General features: G+C 70.7%; 17 protein-coding genes. 7 read left to right on the top strand and 10 right to left on the bottom strand.

Going from position 1 to position 16,665, the window contains the following annotated elements; translation table 11 throughout:
* The first annotated feature begins 65 nt into the window (after positions 1-65).
* Together QSK26_RS27195 and QSK26_RS27190 are read left to right on the top strand one after the other, a co-directional pair.
* Entirely contained in the window at positions 66-3,014 is a 2,949-nt protein-coding gene (locus tag QSK26_RS27195) for a glycoside hydrolase family 48 protein (RefSeq protein ID WP_285778103.1), read from the top strand.
* A gap of 133 nt (positions 3,015-3,147) precedes the next feature.
* Positions 3,148-5,658 (top strand): glycoside hydrolase family 9 protein, encoded by a 2,511-nt coding sequence (locus QSK26_RS27190; RefSeq protein WP_285778102.1) that lies wholly within the window; start codon positions 3,148-3,150, stop codon positions 5,656-5,658.
* A 288-nt stretch (positions 5,659-5,946) separates the two neighbouring features.
* Here the strand turns inward: QSK26_RS27190 and QSK26_RS27185 are convergent, their stop codons facing one another.
* Positions 5,947-6,492 carry an SGNH/GDSL hydrolase family protein gene (locus QSK26_RS27185; RefSeq protein WP_285778101.1) on the bottom strand — a complete coding sequence of 182 codons (546 nt, stop codon included), beginning with the start codon at positions 6,490-6,492 and terminating at the stop codon, positions 5,947-5,949.
* Positions 6,493-6,665: 173 nt separating this feature from the next.
* Between QSK26_RS27185 and QSK26_RS27180 the strand changes: the two genes are divergently transcribed.
* A complete protein-coding gene (locus QSK26_RS27180) occupies positions 6,666-7,400 on the top strand; it encodes an alanyl-tRNA editing protein (protein WP_285778100.1) in 735 nt (244 codons plus the stop codon).
* A gap of 245 nt (positions 7,401-7,645) precedes the next feature.
* Entirely contained in the window at positions 7,646-8,002 is a 357-nt protein-coding gene (locus QSK26_RS27175) for a helix-turn-helix domain-containing protein (protein ID WP_285778099.1), read from the top strand.
* A gap of 27 nt (positions 8,003-8,029) precedes the next feature.
* Here QSK26_RS27175 and QSK26_RS27170 read toward each other — a convergent pair whose 3' ends face one another.
* The 3 genes from QSK26_RS27170 to QSK26_RS27160 form a co-directional block, all read right to left on the bottom strand.
* On the bottom strand, positions 8,030-8,620 hold the full coding sequence (locus QSK26_RS27170; protein ID WP_285778098.1) for a ClpP family protease: 591 nt from the start codon (positions 8,618-8,620) through the stop codon (positions 8,030-8,032).
* Positions 8,617-9,243 carry a ClpP family protease gene (locus QSK26_RS27165; protein ID WP_285778097.1) on the bottom strand — a complete coding sequence of 209 codons (627 nt, stop codon included), beginning with the start codon at positions 9,241-9,243 and terminating at the stop codon, positions 8,617-8,619. Before QSK26_RS27165 ends, QSK26_RS27170 begins: the two co-directional genes overlap by 4 nt.
* A gap of 143 nt (positions 9,244-9,386) precedes the next feature.
* Positions 9,387-9,575, bottom strand: a complete 189-nt coding sequence (locus QSK26_RS27160) for a hypothetical protein (RefSeq protein ID WP_285778096.1) — start codon at positions 9,573-9,575, stop codon at positions 9,387-9,389.
* Positions 9,576-9,600: 25 nt separating this feature from the next.
* Between QSK26_RS27160 and QSK26_RS27155 the strand changes: the two genes are divergently transcribed.
* The gene (locus tag QSK26_RS27155) at positions 9,601-10,125 is read left to right on the top strand and encodes a CGNR zinc finger domain-containing protein (protein ID WP_285778095.1); all 525 of its coding nucleotides are present in this window, start codon (positions 9,601-9,603) and stop codon (positions 10,123-10,125) included.
* 2 nt (positions 10,126-10,127) lie between these two features.
* Here the strand turns inward: QSK26_RS27155 and QSK26_RS27150 are convergent, their stop codons facing one another.
* From QSK26_RS27150 to QSK26_RS27125, 6 genes are all read right to left on the bottom strand, one after another.
* Positions 10,128-10,970, bottom strand: coding sequence for an EamA family transporter (locus QSK26_RS27150; RefSeq protein WP_285778094.1), 843 nt, complete (start codon positions 10,968-10,970; stop codon positions 10,128-10,130).
* The gene (locus QSK26_RS27145) at positions 10,963-12,060 is read right to left on the bottom strand and encodes a hypothetical protein (protein WP_285778093.1); all 1,098 of its coding nucleotides are present in this window, start codon (positions 12,058-12,060) and stop codon (positions 10,963-10,965) included. The genes QSK26_RS27150 and QSK26_RS27145 overlap by 8 nt, the downstream gene beginning before the upstream one ends.
* Positions 12,030-12,626, bottom strand: a complete 597-nt coding sequence (locus QSK26_RS27140) for a thiamine pyrophosphate-dependent enzyme (RefSeq protein WP_285778092.1) — start codon at positions 12,624-12,626, stop codon at positions 12,030-12,032. Before QSK26_RS27140 ends, QSK26_RS27145 begins: the two co-directional genes overlap by 31 nt.
* Positions 12,623-13,141, bottom strand: coding sequence for a thiamine pyrophosphate-binding protein (locus QSK26_RS27135; protein ID WP_285778091.1), 519 nt, complete (start codon positions 13,139-13,141; stop codon positions 12,623-12,625). Before QSK26_RS27135 ends, QSK26_RS27140 begins: the two co-directional genes overlap by 4 nt.
* The gene (locus QSK26_RS27130) at positions 13,138-14,499 is read right to left on the bottom strand and encodes a DUF6002 family protein (protein WP_285778090.1); all 1,362 of its coding nucleotides are present in this window, start codon (positions 14,497-14,499) and stop codon (positions 13,138-13,140) included. Before QSK26_RS27130 ends, QSK26_RS27135 begins: the two co-directional genes overlap by 4 nt.
* A gap of 436 nt (positions 14,500-14,935) precedes the next feature.
* Positions 14,936-15,511, bottom strand: coding sequence for a TetR family transcriptional regulator (locus QSK26_RS27125; protein ID WP_285778089.1), 576 nt, complete (start codon positions 15,509-15,511; stop codon positions 14,936-14,938).
* An 85-nt stretch (positions 15,512-15,596) separates the two neighbouring features.
* Here QSK26_RS27125 and QSK26_RS27120 point away from each other — a divergent pair, with 85 nt between their 5' ends.
* Both QSK26_RS27120 and QSK26_RS27115 read left to right on the top strand, forming a co-directional pair.
* On the top strand, positions 15,597-16,328 hold the full coding sequence (locus QSK26_RS27120; protein ID WP_285778088.1) for an SDR family NAD(P)-dependent oxidoreductase: 732 nt from the start codon (positions 15,597-15,599) through the stop codon (positions 16,326-16,328).
* A 14-nt stretch (positions 16,329-16,342) separates the two neighbouring features.
* Positions 16,343-16,651 carry a DMT family transporter gene (locus QSK26_RS27115; RefSeq protein WP_352244396.1) on the top strand — a complete coding sequence of 103 codons (309 nt, stop codon included), beginning with the start codon at positions 16,343-16,345 and terminating at the stop codon, positions 16,649-16,651.
* Positions 16,652-16,665: the final 14 nt, after the last annotated feature.

The following is a 16,665-nucleotide window of genomic DNA, read 5'->3' as shown; positions in this document are numbered from 1 at the left end:
TTTGGGAGCGCTCCCACACTATCGGCACCTTTTCGCTGGACAACACCCCCGGAGGACCTTTCCCCATGTACAGAGCACCCCTGAGTACGGGAGCGCTCCCACGTCGTCGATCAAGACGGCGTATCGCCCTGGCCGCCATCGCCACCCTGGCGGCGGGCATGATGACGGCGATGGCGCCCACGGCGGCGCAGGCCGCCATCGCCTGCACGGTCGACTACCAGACGAACGACTGGGGCGGCGGCTTCACCGCCAGCGTGCGGATCACCAACAACGGCGACCCGCTCAACGGCTGGACGCTGGGTTTCCGCTTCCCCGGCAACCAGCGGGTCACCCAGGGCTGGAGCGCCACCTGGAGCCAGAGCGGCGCCGACGTCACCGCGCGCAGCATGGACTGGAACGGCAACCTGCCCGCCGGCCAGTCCACCAGCATCGGCTTCAACGGCAGCTACAGCGGCACCAACGCCAAGCCCACCGCGTTCACCATCAACGGCACGACGTGCACCGGCGGCGGACCGGTGAACCAGCCGCCGACCGTGGCGCTCACCAGCCCCGCGGCGGGGGCGAGCTTCACCGCGCCGGCCACCGTGCAGCTCGCCGCGAACGCGGCCGACGCCGACGGCACGGTCGCCAGGGTCGAGTTCCTCAACGGGTCCACCGTGGTCGGCACCGACACGACCGCGCCGTACACGTTCGGGTGGACCGGGGTGGCCGCGGGCAGCTACTCGCTCACCGCGAGGGCGACCGACAACACCGGCGCCGCCACCACCTCCAGCCCGGTGGGGATCACCGTGCAGGGCACCTCGGCGCCCGCGGTGGTGGTCTCACCGGAGACGATCACCGTGCCCGAGGGCGGCACGGCGACCTTCGGCGTCCGGCTCAACCGGCAGCCCAGCGGCAACGTCACCGTGACCACCGCCAGGAGCTCCGGCGACACGGACCTCACCGTGACCTCGGGCGGCAGCCTGACCTTCACCACGGCCAACTGGAACACGCCGCGCGACGTGACCGTGTCCGCGGCCGAGGACGCCGACCAGACCGGCGGCACCGCGCAGTTCACCTCCAGCGCGACCGGCCACACGGCGGCCCGGGTGACCGCGTCCGAGGCCGACAACGACCTCGGCGGCGGCGACAACGAGTACACCGAGCGCTTCATCACGATGTACAACAAGCTGAAGGACCCGGCCAACGGCTACTTCTCCCCCGAGGGCGTGCCGTACCACTCGGTCGAGACGCTGCTGGTGGAGGCGCCCGACCACGGGCACGAGACGACGTCGGAGGCGTACAGCTACTACCTGTGGCTGGAGGCGGCGTACGGCAAGGCGACCGGCGACTGGACGCGGTTCAACGACGCGTGGGCGTCGATGGAGAGGTACATCATCCCCGCCACCGCCGACCAGCCGACGAACTCCTTCTACAACCCGTCCGACCCGGCCACCTACGCCGGTGAGTGGGACGACATCCGGCAGTATCCGTCGCAGCTCGACGGCAACGTGTCGGTCGGCACCGACCCGATCGCGAACGAGCTGCGCACCGCCTACGGCACCAACGACATCTACGGCATGCACTGGCTGCTCGACGTCGACAACACCTACGGCTTCGGCCGCTGCGGCGACGGCACCACCAAACCCGTCTACATCAACACCTACCAGCGCGGACCGGAGGAGTCGGTCTTCGAGACCGTGCCGCAGCCGTCCTGCGACACCTTCGCGCACGGCGGCCCGAACGGCTTCCTCGACCTGTTCACCCGGGACGCGAGCTACGCCAGGCAGTGGAAGTACACCAACGCGCCCGACGCCGACGCCCGCGCCGTGCAGGTCGCCTACTGGGCGCACACCTGGGCGACCGAGCAGGGCAAGCAGGGGCAGATCTCCGCGACGGTCGGCAAGGCCGCCAAGATGGGCGACTACCTCCGCTACGCGATGTACGACAAGTACTTCAAGCAGCAGGGCTGCGCCAGCACCTCGTGCCCGGCCGGCACCGGCAAGAACAGCTCGGCCTACCTGCTGAGCTGGTACTACGCCTGGGGCGGCGCGATCGACTCGTCGGCCGGCTGGGCGTGGCGGATCGGCTCCAGCCACAACCACTCCGGCTACCAGAACCCGATGGCCGCCTGGGCGCTGTCCAGCGTGGACGTGCTCAAGCCCAGGGGCGCCACCGCCGTGCAGGACTGGACCACCAGCCTGGACCGGCAGCTTGAGTTCTACACCTGGCTCCAGTCCGCCGAGGGCGCCATCGCCGGCGGCGCCACCAACAGCTGGCAGGGCCACTACGCCGCCCGGCCCGCGAACCTGCCGACCTTCTATGGCATGACCTACGACTGGCAGCCCGTCTACCACGACCCGCCGTCCAACCAGTGGTTCGGCTTCCAGGCGTGGTCGATGGAGCGGGTGGCCGAGCTGTACTACGCCACCGGGAACGCCGAGGCCAAGGCGCTGCTCGACAAGTGGGTCGCCTGGGCCGTGGACCACACCACGATCAACGCCGACGGCACGTACGAGATCCCCTCGACGCTGGTGTGGACCGGCCAGCCCGACACCTGGAACCCGGCCAACCCCGGTGACAACTCGGACCTGCACGTGACGGTCCGGGACTACACGACCGACGTCGGCGTGGCCGGCTCCTACGCCAAGGTGCTCATGTACTACGCGGCCAAGGCGGGCGACGAGGAGGTCCAGGCGGTGGCCAAGGGCCTGCTCGACGGCATCTGGGAGCACCACCAGGACGACAAGGGCGTGTCGGTGCCGGAGACCAAGGCCGACTACAACCGCCTGGACGACCCGATCTACGTGCCGAACGGCTGGAGCGGCGAGATGCCGAACGGCGACCCGATCAACTCCTCCTCGACCTTCCTGTCCATCCGGTCCTTCTACGAGGACGACCCGGACTGGCCGAAGGTGCAGGACTACCTCGACGGCACCGGCCCCGCGCCGACCTTCAACTACCACCGGTTCTGGGCGCAGGTCGACGTCGCCGTCGCCCTCGCGGAATACGGCCGCCTCTTCCCCACCTCCTGACCTCAGCCCTCTCCTGAAAGGACTTCCCACCTCCTGAAAAGGGCCGCGGCTCTTTGCCCACCTCCTGAACCCCCGGGGCGCGGGCGGCACGCCTGACCTGCCGCCCGTGCCCCGGGCACCCCTAAGGACACCGATGAAGAGAACCCTCTTCGCGGCGGCCGCCCTGGTCCTCCCGCTGCTCGCGGGCCTGCCTCCGGACCGGGCCGCCGCCGCTCCCGCCTTCGACTACGCCGAGGCGCTGCAGAAGTCGATCCTGTTCTACGAGGCCCAGCAGTCGGGCGAGCTGCCCGAGTGGAACCGGGTGGCGTGGCGCGGCGACTCGGCCCTCTCCGACGGCCGGGACGCGGGCCTGGACCTCACCGGCGGCTGGTACGACGCGGGCGACCACGTGAAGTTCGGCCTGCCGATGGCGGCCTCCGCGACCATGCTGGCCTGGGGCGCCGTGGAGTACCGCGACGCGTACGCCGGCAGCGGGCAGCTCACCCACCTGCTGAACAACCTGCGCTTCGTCAACGACTACTTCATCAAGGCCCACCCCGCGCCGAACGTGCTCTACGGCCAGGTCGGCAACGGCGGCACCGACCACGCCTGGTGGGGCCCGGCCGAGGCGATGCCGATGACCCGGCCGGCCTACAAGATCGACGCCTCCTGCGGCGGGTCGGAGCTGGCCGGGGAGACGGCCGCCGCGATGGCCGCGTCGTCGATCGTCTTCCGCCCGACGGATCCCGCCTACGCCGACACCCTGGTCACGCACGCCCGGCAGCTCTACACCTTCGCGGACACGGTCCGCCGCAAGTACAGCGAGTGCATCACCGACGTCCAGGGCTATTACAACTCCTGGAGCGGCTACAACGACGAACTGGTCTGGGGTGCGATCTGGCTGCACCGCGCCACCGGCGAGGCCGCCTACCTCACCAAGGCCGAGACGTACTACGACACCCTGAGCAACGAGCCGCAGACCACCACGAAGTCCTACAAGTGGACGATCGCCTGGGACGACAAGTCGTTCGGCGCCTACGTGCTGCTGCACAAGCTGACCGGCGGGCAGCGGTATCTCGACGACGCCAACCGATGGCTGGACTGGTGGACTATCGGGGTGAACGGCTCGAAGGTCCGCTATTCGCCAGGCGGGCAGGCCGTACTGGACCGGTGGGGGTCGTTGCGTTATGCGGCGAACACGGCCTTCGTCGCACTGGTGCACAGCGACTCGATCAGCGACACGCAGCGTAGAACGCGGTACCACGACTTCGCGGTCAGGCAGATCAACTACGCGCTCGGCGACAACCCGCGCAACTCCTCCTATGTCATCGGCTTCGGCACGAACCCGCCGAAGAACCCGCACCACCGCACGGCGCACGGCTCGTGGACCGATCAGCTCTCCACGCCGGCCGAGAGCCGGCACACGCTGTACGGCGCGCTCGTCGGCGGCCCGCCCGACCCGGACGACGTCTACACCGACCGGCGCGACGACTACGTGATGAACGAGGTCGCCACCGACTACAACGCCGGCTTCACCGGGGCGCTCGCCCGCCTCTACCGCGAGTACGGCGGAACGCCGCTGGCGGACTTCCCGCCGGCCGAGACGCCGGACGGCCCGGAGATCTTCGTCGAGGCCGGGGTGAACGCCACCGGCACGACGTTCACCGAGATCAAGGCGATCGTCCGGAACCAGTCCGGCTGGCCCGCCCGCACGCTGGACGACGGCTCGTTCCGCTACTACTTCACCCTGGACGGGACCACCACGCCCGGCCAGATCACCGTCACCTCCGCGTACAACCAGTGCCGGCCGCCGACCGGCCCGACGCTGCTCAGCGGCCGGACGTACTACGTCACGGTGGACTGCTCGGGCACCTCCATCGCCCCGGCCGGCCAGTCGGCGCACCGGCGGGAGGTGCAGTTCCGCCTGGCCAGCGCCGGGACCTGGGATCCGGGAAACGACTGGTCCTACCGGGGGGTCGCGACGACGCCCGGTGCGACGCCGGTCCCGGTGCGGAACATCACCGTGCACTCGGGCGGCGCCGTGATCTGGGGCGAGCCGCCGGACGACGGTCCGCCGGCCGAGGACGCGAGCCCGCCGACCCGCCCCGGCAAACCCGCGGTCTCCGCCGTCACCGGCTCCACCGCCCGGCTCACCTGGACGCCCGCCACCGACGACATCGGCGTCACCGGCTATGACGTCTACCGCGGCGGCACCAAGGTCGCCACCGCCGACACCGCCGCGTACACCCTCACCGGCCTGACCCCGGCGACCGCCTACACCGTGCACGTCGTGGCCAGGGACGCCGCCGGCCACAGCTCCCCCGAGTCGGAGAGCACGTCCTTCACCACCACCTCCGCCCCCGCCGGCGGCTGCACGGCTACCTTCCGGGTGACCAACTCCTGGCAGGGCGGCTTCCAGGCCGACGTCACCGTCAGGAACGAGGGCGCGACGGCCCTCACCGGCTGGTCGGTCACCTGGCGCTGGCCCGGCGCCCAGTCCGTCACCCAGCTCTGGAACGGCGCCCACACCCAGACGGGCGCCGACGTCACCGTCCGCAACACCACCTGGAACGCCTCCCTGTCCCCCAACGCCACCACCTCCTTCGGCTTCACCGCCTCCGGCCCCGCCATCACCCCCACCCCCATCCCCTGCACCCCCACCTGACCCACCCCAACTCCCGTCAAAACCCCAATTCCCTCAGCCCATCTGACCTCCATCCCCCGCACCCTCACCTGAGCTCCGCCCCTGTACCCCCGGCCGGGCGTCGACGGACCCCTCGCCCGGCCGGGCTCCTCCCGGCGGCTGCCATGACCAGCGGCAGCGCCGTCACCCACAGCAGCACGTAACCGGCCTCGCGCCAGGCGGCCCTCGTGGAGAAGTGCGCGAGCACATCCTCGCGCGGCTGCCGCGATGGAGTTGCTCACCGCCTTGAGGTAGAAGTTCTTCTCCCTCTCACCCGTTTTCCAGGGCTCCGACGAGCCAGCGCGCCAGCCGTACATGGCCGGTGAAGGTGGGGTGCACGCCGTCCGGGAGCAGGGCGACGGCGGGGTCGCCCGCGACGTGGCGGCGGGCCAGCGGGTCGAGGAAGGTGGCGCCGGCGCCCGCCGCGGCCGTCGCGACGGCGTCCTTGACGTCGAAGGCCCAGGCGGGGGGATCGGCGACCCACAGGGGACCGACGACGATGATCCGCGTGGCCGGCCACGTCTCGCGCACGTCGGCGAGCAGGCGGCGGGCGGCGGCGTGGACGCGGGCGGGCGCGACCCTGCGGTCGTTGTGCCCGCCGGAGATGATCAGCATGTCCGGCGCGGGCCGCCAGGAGAGCTCTTCGGCGTAGGACTCCCGGAAGTCGCGCCCGACCCGGCCCCGGTTGACGAACCCGGTGCCCGCCGCGCCGGCGACGACGAGCTGCCAGCCCAGGCGTCTGGCGGCCTCGGCGGCGTACGTCTCCCACGGGCGCACCGGCCCCGAGCCGACGGTGAAGCTGTCGCCGAGCACCATGACCACGGGAGCCGGGGGCTTCGCGGCGGGCGGCGGCTGCTCCCGGCCGGCCTGGTACGCACATCCCGAAATACCGCAGCAAATCGCCAGAACGAGGGCGAGCGAGGCGGTCAAAGGGCGCTGCGGTCGGGGCTGGCCGCGCATGGACACCTCGCGAGCTCTAGGCTGCCGACATGACCGATGACCTCCACGGGCGGACCCGGCGCCTCGAACTCACCGACCAGGATCTGCGTGACTGGGAGGCCGTGGTGCTCGCCGCCACGCCCGAGGGGATCGTCTTGAGCAGGTCGGCATTCTATCCGGGAGGCGGCGGCCAGCCCGCCGATCACGGAGTTCTGCTCTGGCAGGGGGTCGAGACGCGCATCGTCGGCGTGCGCAAGGACGACGACCTGCACCTGATCCCCGCCGAGGGCGACCCGGTGCCGCCCCCCGGCGTCACCGTGCGCGCCGCCGTCGCCGACGAGCGCCGCTCGGCCCTGATGCGCACGCACTCCGCGCTGCACGTCCTGTGCGGGGTGGTCTTCCGCGACTACGGCTCGCTGGTCACCGGCGGGAACATGGAGCCGCTGGTCGCGCGGATGGACTTCAACATGCCCGAGGTCCCCGCCGGCTTCAAGGAGGCGATCGAGGACGCGTGCAACGCCGAGATCGCCGCCGACCGCCGCATCGACGTCCGCGTCCTGCCCCGCGCGGAGGCGTTCCGGATCCCCGACATCATCCGCACCGCCACCAACCTCGTCCCGGAGTCCGTCCAGGAGGTCCGGATCGTCGACATCGTCGGCCTCGACTGCCAGGCCGACGGCGGCACCCACGTCGCCTCCACCAAACAGATCGGCCGCGTCCGCGTCGCCAAGATCGAGAACAAGGGCAAGGGCTTCCGCCGCGTCCGCATCGAGGTGTCCGGCTAGGGCGTCCCGCCGTCTCTCTGCTCCCTCAAGCCGGTCGAGGGAGTTCCGCTCCTACTCTTCCCCGGTACCGGAGGCCAGGATGATCGACATCCCTGGAAGGGATGACTCGACATCCTGGCCACCTGGAGATCCCCGCACCACCCGGTGAGCGCGATTCGCCCTGAGACGGACCGGAGGAGACGGGGACGGTTCCGCTCTGCGCGGATCCGGCCGAACGTGAACGCCCCATCTATCTAAGGTGAGGCATGGCCTCTTCTGTCTCGCCGCTGCGTCCGGCGATCGTTCGGACCGACCCCAAGCCGTCTCCGCCTCGCGAGCCGCTGTGGCGGCACGCGCTCGGTGAGTGTCTCAGAGGGCTTCGTCACGAGCGGGGCGAGAAGCTGAGCGAGACGGCACGCCGCGCCGGAGTCTCGCCGCAGTATCTCTCCGAGATGGAACGCGGCGTCAAAGAGCCGTCGAGTGAAATGATCGCCGCGGTCGCCGGCGCGCTGGATGTGACCCTGGTGGATCTGACCCTCGCCGTCGCCGAGAGCCTGCGGTCTGCTCAGAGCAGCGCGTCGAGAGGCGCCACCTGCTCGGCGGTCTACGCGCTGGCCGCGTAGCGTGGCCTGCCGGGATCGGCCGCCGGGCTAGGAGTGCTCCTCGATGATCTGATCGAGGAGCCCGTACTCCAAGGCCGCGGTCGCGGTGAACACGCGATCGTGATCGGTGTTGGCGCGGAGGGTCTCGACCGTCTGGCCGGTGTGCCGTGACAGGATGCGCTCGATGTCCGCCCGGACACGTACGACCTCGTCGGCCTGCAGGATGAGATCGGGGATCGCTCCGCGCCCCTGAGCGGCGGGTTGGTGCAGGATCACCCGTGCGTGTGGGAGGGCGGCACGCTTTCCTTCGGCACCCGCGGCGAGGAGGACGGCACCCACCGCGACGGCCTGGCCGACGCAGGTGGTCGAAACCCGGGGGCGGATATGGCGCATGGTGTCGTAGATCGCGAGCATCGCGCTCGGGTCTCCGCCTTCACAGTTGATATAGAACTGTATTTCGGCGTCGGGGTTGTCCGCCTCCAGGAAAATCAGCTGCGCGATGAGCGCGTTCGCGACGCCCGCGTCGATCGCGGTGCCGAGATAGACGATTCGCTCGGTGAGCAGATGCGAGTAGACATCCATGATCCGCTCGCCACGAGGATTCTGGGCGATGACGTTCGGGATCGTATACGTGGTCATTGGCCGACTCCTTCGGTGACGCCGAATCCAAGCCGTGGGCGATTGCGTGGCGCGATTTCGTCGAAGTTCTGCACGATCGCATCGATGAAGCCGTAGTCCAGCGCCTCCTGCGCCGTGTACCAGCGATCGTGCAGAGAATCCTCGAATATGCGCTCGACGGGCTGACCCGTGTCGTCGGCGATAAGACCGAGCACCGTGTCGCGAGTATGCCGAAGGTCGCCGGCCTGCAGTTCGATGTCGACCGCGGTGCCACCGATTCCCGCCGAGCCTTGGTGCATCAGGACCCGTGCGTGCGGCAGGGCGCGGCGCTTCCCTCGGGCTCCCGACGACAGCAGGAACTGCCCGGCGCTGTAAGCGATGCCCAGCACGAGGGTCGACACGTCACAGGGAATGAGCCGAATGACGTCGCGGATCGCGAGCATCGAGGGAACCGACCCGCCCGGCGAGTGAATCCACAATGCGATGTCCGTCGACGCGTCCTGCGTGGCGAGGCCCATCAGTTGCGTGGCCAGCAGTGTCCCGTTGTCATCGTCGAGAGGCCCGTCGAGAACGAGAACACGCTGCTCGTAGAGCTCGCGCCGCACCCGCGCGTTGAACAGTGGAACATTCGATTCTTCGCTCATGCGTCCATCATGTGAGGCGCTCCGGACCGGCGTCGACACGATCCGCCCGGGGCAGATCTGCTCTGGGCAGCGAGAACTCGGTTTCCGGCCCGGTCAGCAGCGTTCAGGGCGTCATCTCCGCGCTCCGGCTCGGCGACTTCGCATCACTCCCCTGGCGGCGTCGGGGAGGGGACGAGGAGTCGTTCGCCGCTCCAAGTGACGGTGAAGGCTCCGCAGCGGCAGCGCCAGTAGACGACCGTGCCGCAGGAGGAGGCGTGTTCGGACAGGCGTACTTCCTTCCCCAGGGAGGCGCCGCAGCGGGCGCAGCAGGGACGTATGCGGATGGTCTCCATGAGCCGATGGTGATGTAATCGCTTTATGGATTTCAACCCTTACAGCGGCCAGGGCGCGCACCTGGCCGCGGCACTGGCCAACCACACCGAGAGCGACCCGCGGAGTCTGCGGCGGCTGCTGGAAGAGCACGGCATGGAGGTGCCGGCGGTCGAGGAGGCCGACGTCGCCGAAGCGCACGAGTGGAGCGCGTTACTGGGAGCCGTCTTCGGCTCCCAGTCCACGGACAAGAAGGTGGCGGCCATCAACGACCTGCTCGCCCGGTCCGCCAGCCGCCCGTTCGTGTCGTGCCACGACGGGCGTCCGCCGCACCTGCACTTCGCGCGGGAGCGCGAACCCTTCATGAGCCGGGTCCGCGCCTTCACGGCCGTCGGCGTGGCCGTCATGCTCTGCGACGCGGGCGGTCACCGGCTGGGGCGCTGTGCCGCCCTCGACTGCGGCCTCGCCTTCGTCGACACCTCCAAGAACGGCCGCCGCCGATTCTGCACGGTCAAATGCGCCAACCGCACGTACGTGGCCGAACATCGTCACCGGCGGCGTACCGCCTCCTGAGCTCACAGCCGCGTCGTCCGCGACCCGACCGCCGCCATGATCAACGCGACCCCCACGACCTCCCGCAGCGTCGGGACCTGCCCCAGCGCCAGCGCGCCCACCAGGGTGGCGGTCCCCGGCAGGAGGGCCAGCAGTACGGCCAGCCCGCCGGGGCCCGCGATCCGCACCGTGTACTGGTCGATCAGGTACGGCACCACGGTGGACAGGATCCCGACGGTCACGATGGCGAGCAGGGTCGTGCCGGAGGTCCAGGCCCGCAGCGTGTGCGGGAACATCACGGGCGCCAGCGCGATCGTCAGGACGGCGAACGCGACGGACAGGTCGTCGAGACTGCGCGGTGACCTGGCGATCCGGTCCGTCAGCACGATCTTGATCGCGTAGAGGACCGCGGCGCCCGCCGCGAACAGCACCCCGATCACCTCCTGCGCCCACATCCCGCCCGTGATCACGAGCACCCCGGCCGCCGCCAGGACGACGGCCGCCCAGTCCCGCAGGCTTCGCGACAGTAACGCGCCGACGACGACCGGGCCGCAGAACTCGATCGCGGTCACCGTGCCCAGCGGGATGCGCTCGATCGCCTGGTACACGCTGATGTTCATCCCGGCCGTCACCGACCCGTAGCCGACGGCCACCGCCAGCCGGGTCCTCCCCAGCCGGAAGGACGGCCTGCGCCAGACGCCCATGAAGACCGCCGCGACCAGGAGCCGCAGCCACGCCATCGCGGTGGGGCCGACCACGGAGAACGAGGAGAAGGCCAGCGCCGCCCCGAAATGCTGCGAGATCCCGGACAGGGTGGTCATCCCGGTGGCACGCCACCACGCGGACCGGCCGGGAGGGTTACTCACCGAGTGGCTCGCACCGCCGCAACCGGGCACGCAGGTCGAGCAGTTCCTTGGCCGCCGAGCGCACGTCGCCGGCCGCGAAGCCCGCCGCGAGCTCGGGCAGGCACGCCGCCAGCTGCCGCGACGCCTCCGGCGACGGGGTGGCCCAGCCCTCCGCGGAGACGCTGACCCCGTCCGCCTCGGCGGCGCGCGCGTTCACCGTCCGCGCCTCGGCCATCGACACGCCGCCCGGCAGCGAGATGGCGACGCTTCTCCCCTGGACCACCACCGGATAGCCGCCCGGGTGGCCCAGCGGGCCCGGCAGGTGCAGCAGCTCCGGAACGTCACCGCCGACGGCGTTCACGAGGTGGGCGGCGGCCATGCCGATCAGCGGGTACCGCGAGGATCGCCGGGCGGCCCGCAGCGGCGCGAGCACCCGGCCGGCGTCCTCGATCCGGTGGCCGTCCAGCCAGATCGCGACCTCGCCGCCGGCCGGGCCGTACAGGTGCCGATGGTGGGCCAGCACGTGCAGGCGTTCGCGGTCGGCCACCCGGAGCTCGGCCTGGACCGCGGCGGCGATCGTCGCCGCGTTGCCCAGCCCGCCGAAGATCGGCAGCCCCTGTGCGGCCAGCAGCGGGTTGACGGCGTCGGGGTAGCAGGAGTTGAGCAGCACCGCCTTCGACCCGATCTGCCGCAGGGCCTGCGCCAGGGTGAGCGGGATGACGGTGTGCAGGGGCAGGGCGATGCCGAAGCCCGCCCCGCCGATCAGCTCCGTCCACGCCGACGGAGTGGTCTCCGCCTCCCGAGAGGAGCTCAGCGAGGCGCAGCACACCACGACGTCGGGCGCCAGCCGTACCAGGAGCTCGGCGACCGGGCCGCTCTCCTCGAAGCACTCCAGCTCGACCGCCTCGAACACGGAGCCGGGGTGCCGGGAACGCGCGAGCGTCTGGGCCACGCGGCCGAGATCCGCGGCCTTGCCGAGGTCACGGCCGGCGATCGTCACGTGCAGCGGACCGGAGTGCAGCAGGGCCAGGCTGTTGGCCACCACGCGGGCGAGTTCGCCGGTGCCGAAGAGCGTCAGTCTCATGGCCGCCGTGCCGATGAGCCGAGCCACGAGGTCATCCGGGTGGCGAGGTCGGGCAGGGAGATGTCGATCCTGCCCCCGGGCACGCCGTCGTCGGCGACCGGGCAGTAGGTGAAGGCCGCTCCCCGGCCGGGCGTGTCGTTGATCTTGGTGAGCCGTTCGGTCAGCTCGCCGGCGTCGGTCACGGTGGCGATGTCCCGGTAGCCCAGGGCATCGGCCAGGACGGGGAACCGCACGCTCCCGCTGTTCGTCGGCTGGTTGCCGGTCGAGGCGTAGGCGCCGTTGTCCAGGACGAGATGGTGCACGTTGTCCAACCCGTACGCCCCCAGGAAAAAGGAGTTGGCCGGGTTCATCAGCAGGCTGCCGTCGCCGTCCACCACCACGACCGTCACGTCGGCACGGGCCAGCGCGAGACCGCAGCCGATCGCGCACGCGAGCCCCATCGAGCCGACCATGTAGAAGTGGTTGGGCGCGTCGCCGATCGCGAACGCGCGGCGGCAGGTGTAACCGGTGGTGAAGACGATGGGGCAGTGGCCGCTCCGGGCGATCACGGCGCTGAGGGTTTCGGTGCTGGTCAGCTGGTCGATGTCGGTCATCGTGCCGGGTCCCATCCGAAGAAGGCGGGCTCCACCAGGAGCGCCGCCGGGCGGCGGTCGGTGAGCGAAACGCGTGCCAGCCAGGTGAGGTCGTCGTCGATGTCACCGCAGCGGCGGGTGGCGATGCCCATCTGGCCGAGGAGCGGCTCGGTGAGCCGTCCCATGACGACGTTCTCGCCGGTGGCGTCCGGGGGGAGGCCCCGCAGACTCACGATCATGGCGATGGGCAGCCGGTAGGGCACGACCAGGGAGGCGAGTGCGTTGACCGACTGGCCCAGTCCCGAGTTCTGCATGACGACGAGCGGGCGCCTGCCGCCCATCTCGGCGCCGGCCGCGACCGCGACGGCGGTGTCCTCGCGCGGCGCGTACAGGACGCGGCCCGGGTCCGTGTCCAGTGCCGCGAACAGCGGGGCCAGAATGCCGCAGGGCACTCCGATGAACTCGTCGTATCCCAGATCGCGCAGCCCGCGGGTCAGCCGGAGGGCACGATCGTCCGCCAGGGTGGTGCTGGTCATCCCGTCCTCCCGGCCGCGGCGTACATCAGGGGCGTGAGCTCGTCGGCGGAGTTCGGCAGCGCGTGCAGGCGATCGCCGGAGATCGGGGTGAAGTCCCGGACGCCGTAGCTGCCGGAGGCGTGCAGCAGGATGTCGTCCGTCCGCGGGACCGTCTGACGGTCGAGCCCGTTCAGCAGGCCGGTCATCGCCATGACCAGGGACCATTCCCGCAGTTCCCGGGGATCGGCGGGAAGCTCTATCGACGTCGAGGAAAGGAGCTCGCGTATCTCGGGGTAGCGGACCAGGCACTCGTGCAGCGACACGACGATGCCGCCGCCGCCCTGACGCCGGATGAGCGGCGTCATCTCCTTCACTGTGGGCGGGCGGGAGGTGTAGAAGGTGGTTTCCAGGAATTCGTCCGGATCACCGGTCACGAAAGGAAAACGGGGATCGTGCCGCTGGGTGTAGAGCCCGGTGTCGGCGTCGTAGACGTAGCGGGGGAGGTTGTCCCGCGAAAAGCTGTTGTACAGCAGGTGCAGCACCATATCGGGCGTGGCGAGGTGCTGCACGAGGAAATACCTCGCCTTCTCGGCGAAGTCGGCGCCGACAAGCCTCGCGCCGAACCGGTGGCCGAGCAGGCCGTACGCGCTGGAGACCGCGTGCGCGTGAAGGCGGGTGTCCGCCGAAGGCAGATATTGGTATTCGAACCAGGCCCGTAACGCGTCGGCGACCTGGTAATGACGAATGTCGAGCGTGTACCAAAGACGCGCGCCGGTCGCCTTGGAGTAACGCGTCGCGTGCTCGTCGTACCACGCCTTCGCCATGAGCTTGACGTCGTCGCGGCGCTCGGAGGTGACGACGCCCACCGGGTTCCGGGCGGCGAGCCGGTCGTCCTCGCTCAGCGGCGAGGACCACAGCTTGTCGCGGGCGTGCCGGGGCACCAGCGTGACGATGTTCAGCTGGTCGGCGCCGGCCAGCCCGGTCTCCAGCGCGCGGTGCACGGCGTCGCGCAGCGCGGTGCCCTTGTTCGCGGAGGTGGGGGTGAGCAGGGTGACGGGCTCGCCGGTCTCGTGGATGTGCCGCACCGCCCGCGCCACCATGACCAGGGACGCGATGGTCTTCGTGGTGCGGGTCCCGCGGTTGCCCATCAGGTCCAGGACGGTGATCCGCCGGCCCGCGTAGCCGGGGGTGGGGGACGTCTCCATCGTCGCCGCGGCGAAGTACTCCGCCAATCGCTCCGAGAGCGCCGGAATCCGCCACGGCGGCCGGAATTCATCGGATTCCACCTCCCCCGCCTCCATCGATTTCAGCGCCCGGACAAGGAAGTCGTACTCGCGGCTCAGGATGTTCTCGACGCGCGCATGCGTGAAACTCCGCATTGTTCTCCTTCCGTTTCTTTCGCTGAGTTTTCGCTTATGGCATGGCTCTGCGGCGCGGCCGAGGAGGATGTCACAGCCAATGTCGCCCGGTTCGGCATCACCCCTGCCACGCCTTGCCGCGCGGATACTCGCGCGGTGTCGATATTGCTGTCGCCGCCTAGGCGGATTCAACCCTTACCGGGTGATTCCACGGAAAGGGGCAACCAATAACGGCGGTTTCAGAGCGTTGCCTTTTCCGGCGGTCGCGCGGATCCGGGCGGGTGCCACGGCGCCGGATCGCAGGTGGGGGGCGCGACGCCCCCGCCGGGACCCGCCACGCTCGGGCCCGGCGACACGGGGCGCCGGCGGACGGACCGGTCAGGCGGCGGCGAACCCTGACCGATCCGGTCATGGCCTGGAAGCGACCTTGTGGGCGTCGGGGTCCGGCCCCGTGCGGTCACAGGCCGGCGAGCAGGGCGTCCAGCCCCGTCTTGACCCTTTCCACGGTCACTTTGCCGTCGCGCAGGCGGTGGGCGAGGAGGGGGGCGGCCAGGGGGGCCAGCAGGGCGTCGGCCAGCGTGTAGGCGTCGGCGGCGGGGCTCAGCTGGGCGACGAGCATGGAAAGGTGCGCGTGGTAGGCGTCGTAGGCGCCGCCGAAGCGGGCGAACGGGGTCGCCGTCTCCGCCATCACCAGCAGGTCGAGTTGCTCGGCCGTCCGGTCGGCCAGGGCGTGCAGGAAGGCGCGGACGCGGGCCCGCGCGTCGGCGCCGGGGCCGAGCGGCGGCGGTCCCTCGATGAAGGCCGCCTGGAACTCCCGCTCCCGCTCGTCGATGAGCGCATAGGCCAGCCCCGAACGGTCGCCGAACCGGCGGTAGAGCGTGCCGACGCCGACTCCGGCCGCGGCGGCCACCTCCGCCATCGCCAGCCCTTCGACGCCGTGCGCCGCGACGATGCCGGCCGCCGCGGCGAGGATCTTCTCCCGGTTGCGCGCGGCGTCCACCCGCTCGCGACGCGGGTTCCCGATGGCGTTCACGGTTCACAGGGTACTGAAGACCTTGCATGCGGAACGCGTTCCGCTTATGGTTAACCGGAACGCATTCCGCATATTGGAGGAAGTCATGTCACGACGTGTCGCGCTGGTCACCGGGGGAAGCCGCGGGATCGGCGCCGCGATCGCACTACGCCTGGCCGCCGAGGGCGCCGACGTGGTGATCACGTACGCGCGGGCGGCGGAGCGGGCGGCGGCGGTCGTCCGGGAGGTCGAGGCCGCCGGGGGCCGCGGCCTCGCCGTGGCGGCCGAGGCGTCCGACGCCGCCGAGCTGGTCGCGGCAGTCGAGCGTACGGTCGCCGAGTTCGGCCGGATCGACATCCTGGTCAACAACGCGGGCATCGCCCCCTACGGCCCGCTGGAGGAGATGACCCTGGAGCAGGTCGACGAGACGCTCGCGATCCACGCGCGCGCCGCCTTCGTGCTGGCCCAGGCGGCCGCGCGGCACATGGGCGACGGCGGGCGGATCATCAGCATCGGCAGCAGCCTCGCCGAGCGCGTGCCGTACCCGGGCTGGACCCTGTACTCGATGAGCAAGTCGGCGCTGACCGGCCTGACCAAGGGGCTCGCCAGGGACCTCGGCCCGCGCGGCATCACGGCCAACCTCGTCCATCCCGGCTCGACCGACACCGAGATGAATCCCGCCGACGGCCCGGACGCCGACGAGGAACGCCGCTACACCGCCCTGAACCGCTACTGCGCCCCGGGCGACATCGCCGCCACCGTCGCCCACCTGGCGGGCGAGGGGGGCCGGAACATCACCGGCGCCGCCTTCACCGTCGACGCCGGCACCACGGCCTGACCACCATGGCCTGGATGCTGCTCTGTGCGGCGGCCACGCTGGAGATCGTGTGGGCGATCGCGCTGGAGCGCTCGGCCGGCTTCACCCATTTCTGGCCGGCCGTGATCGGGGTGACCGCGGCGATCCTGAGCTTCGTCCTGCTCACCTTCGCGCTCAAAACCCTGCCGGTGGGCACCGCCTACGCCGTCTGGGTGGGGCTCGGCGCGCTGGGCGTCGCCGCCGCCGGCATCCTCGCCCTGGGCGAGAGCGCGGCTCCCGCCCGGCTCGGCTGTCTCGCTCTCATCCTGGGCGGCGTCGTCGGCCTCCGGTTGCTGGACGGATGACCCGGCAGGCCGCC

Source organism: Microtetraspora sp. NBRC 13810, assembly GCF_030268685.1.
Taxonomy (GTDB): Bacteria; Actinomycetota; Actinomycetes; order Streptosporangiales; family Streptosporangiaceae; genus BSRQ01.
Note: the sequence above shows the minus strand (reverse complement) of the source record. Positions and strands in the feature narration are given on the sequence as shown.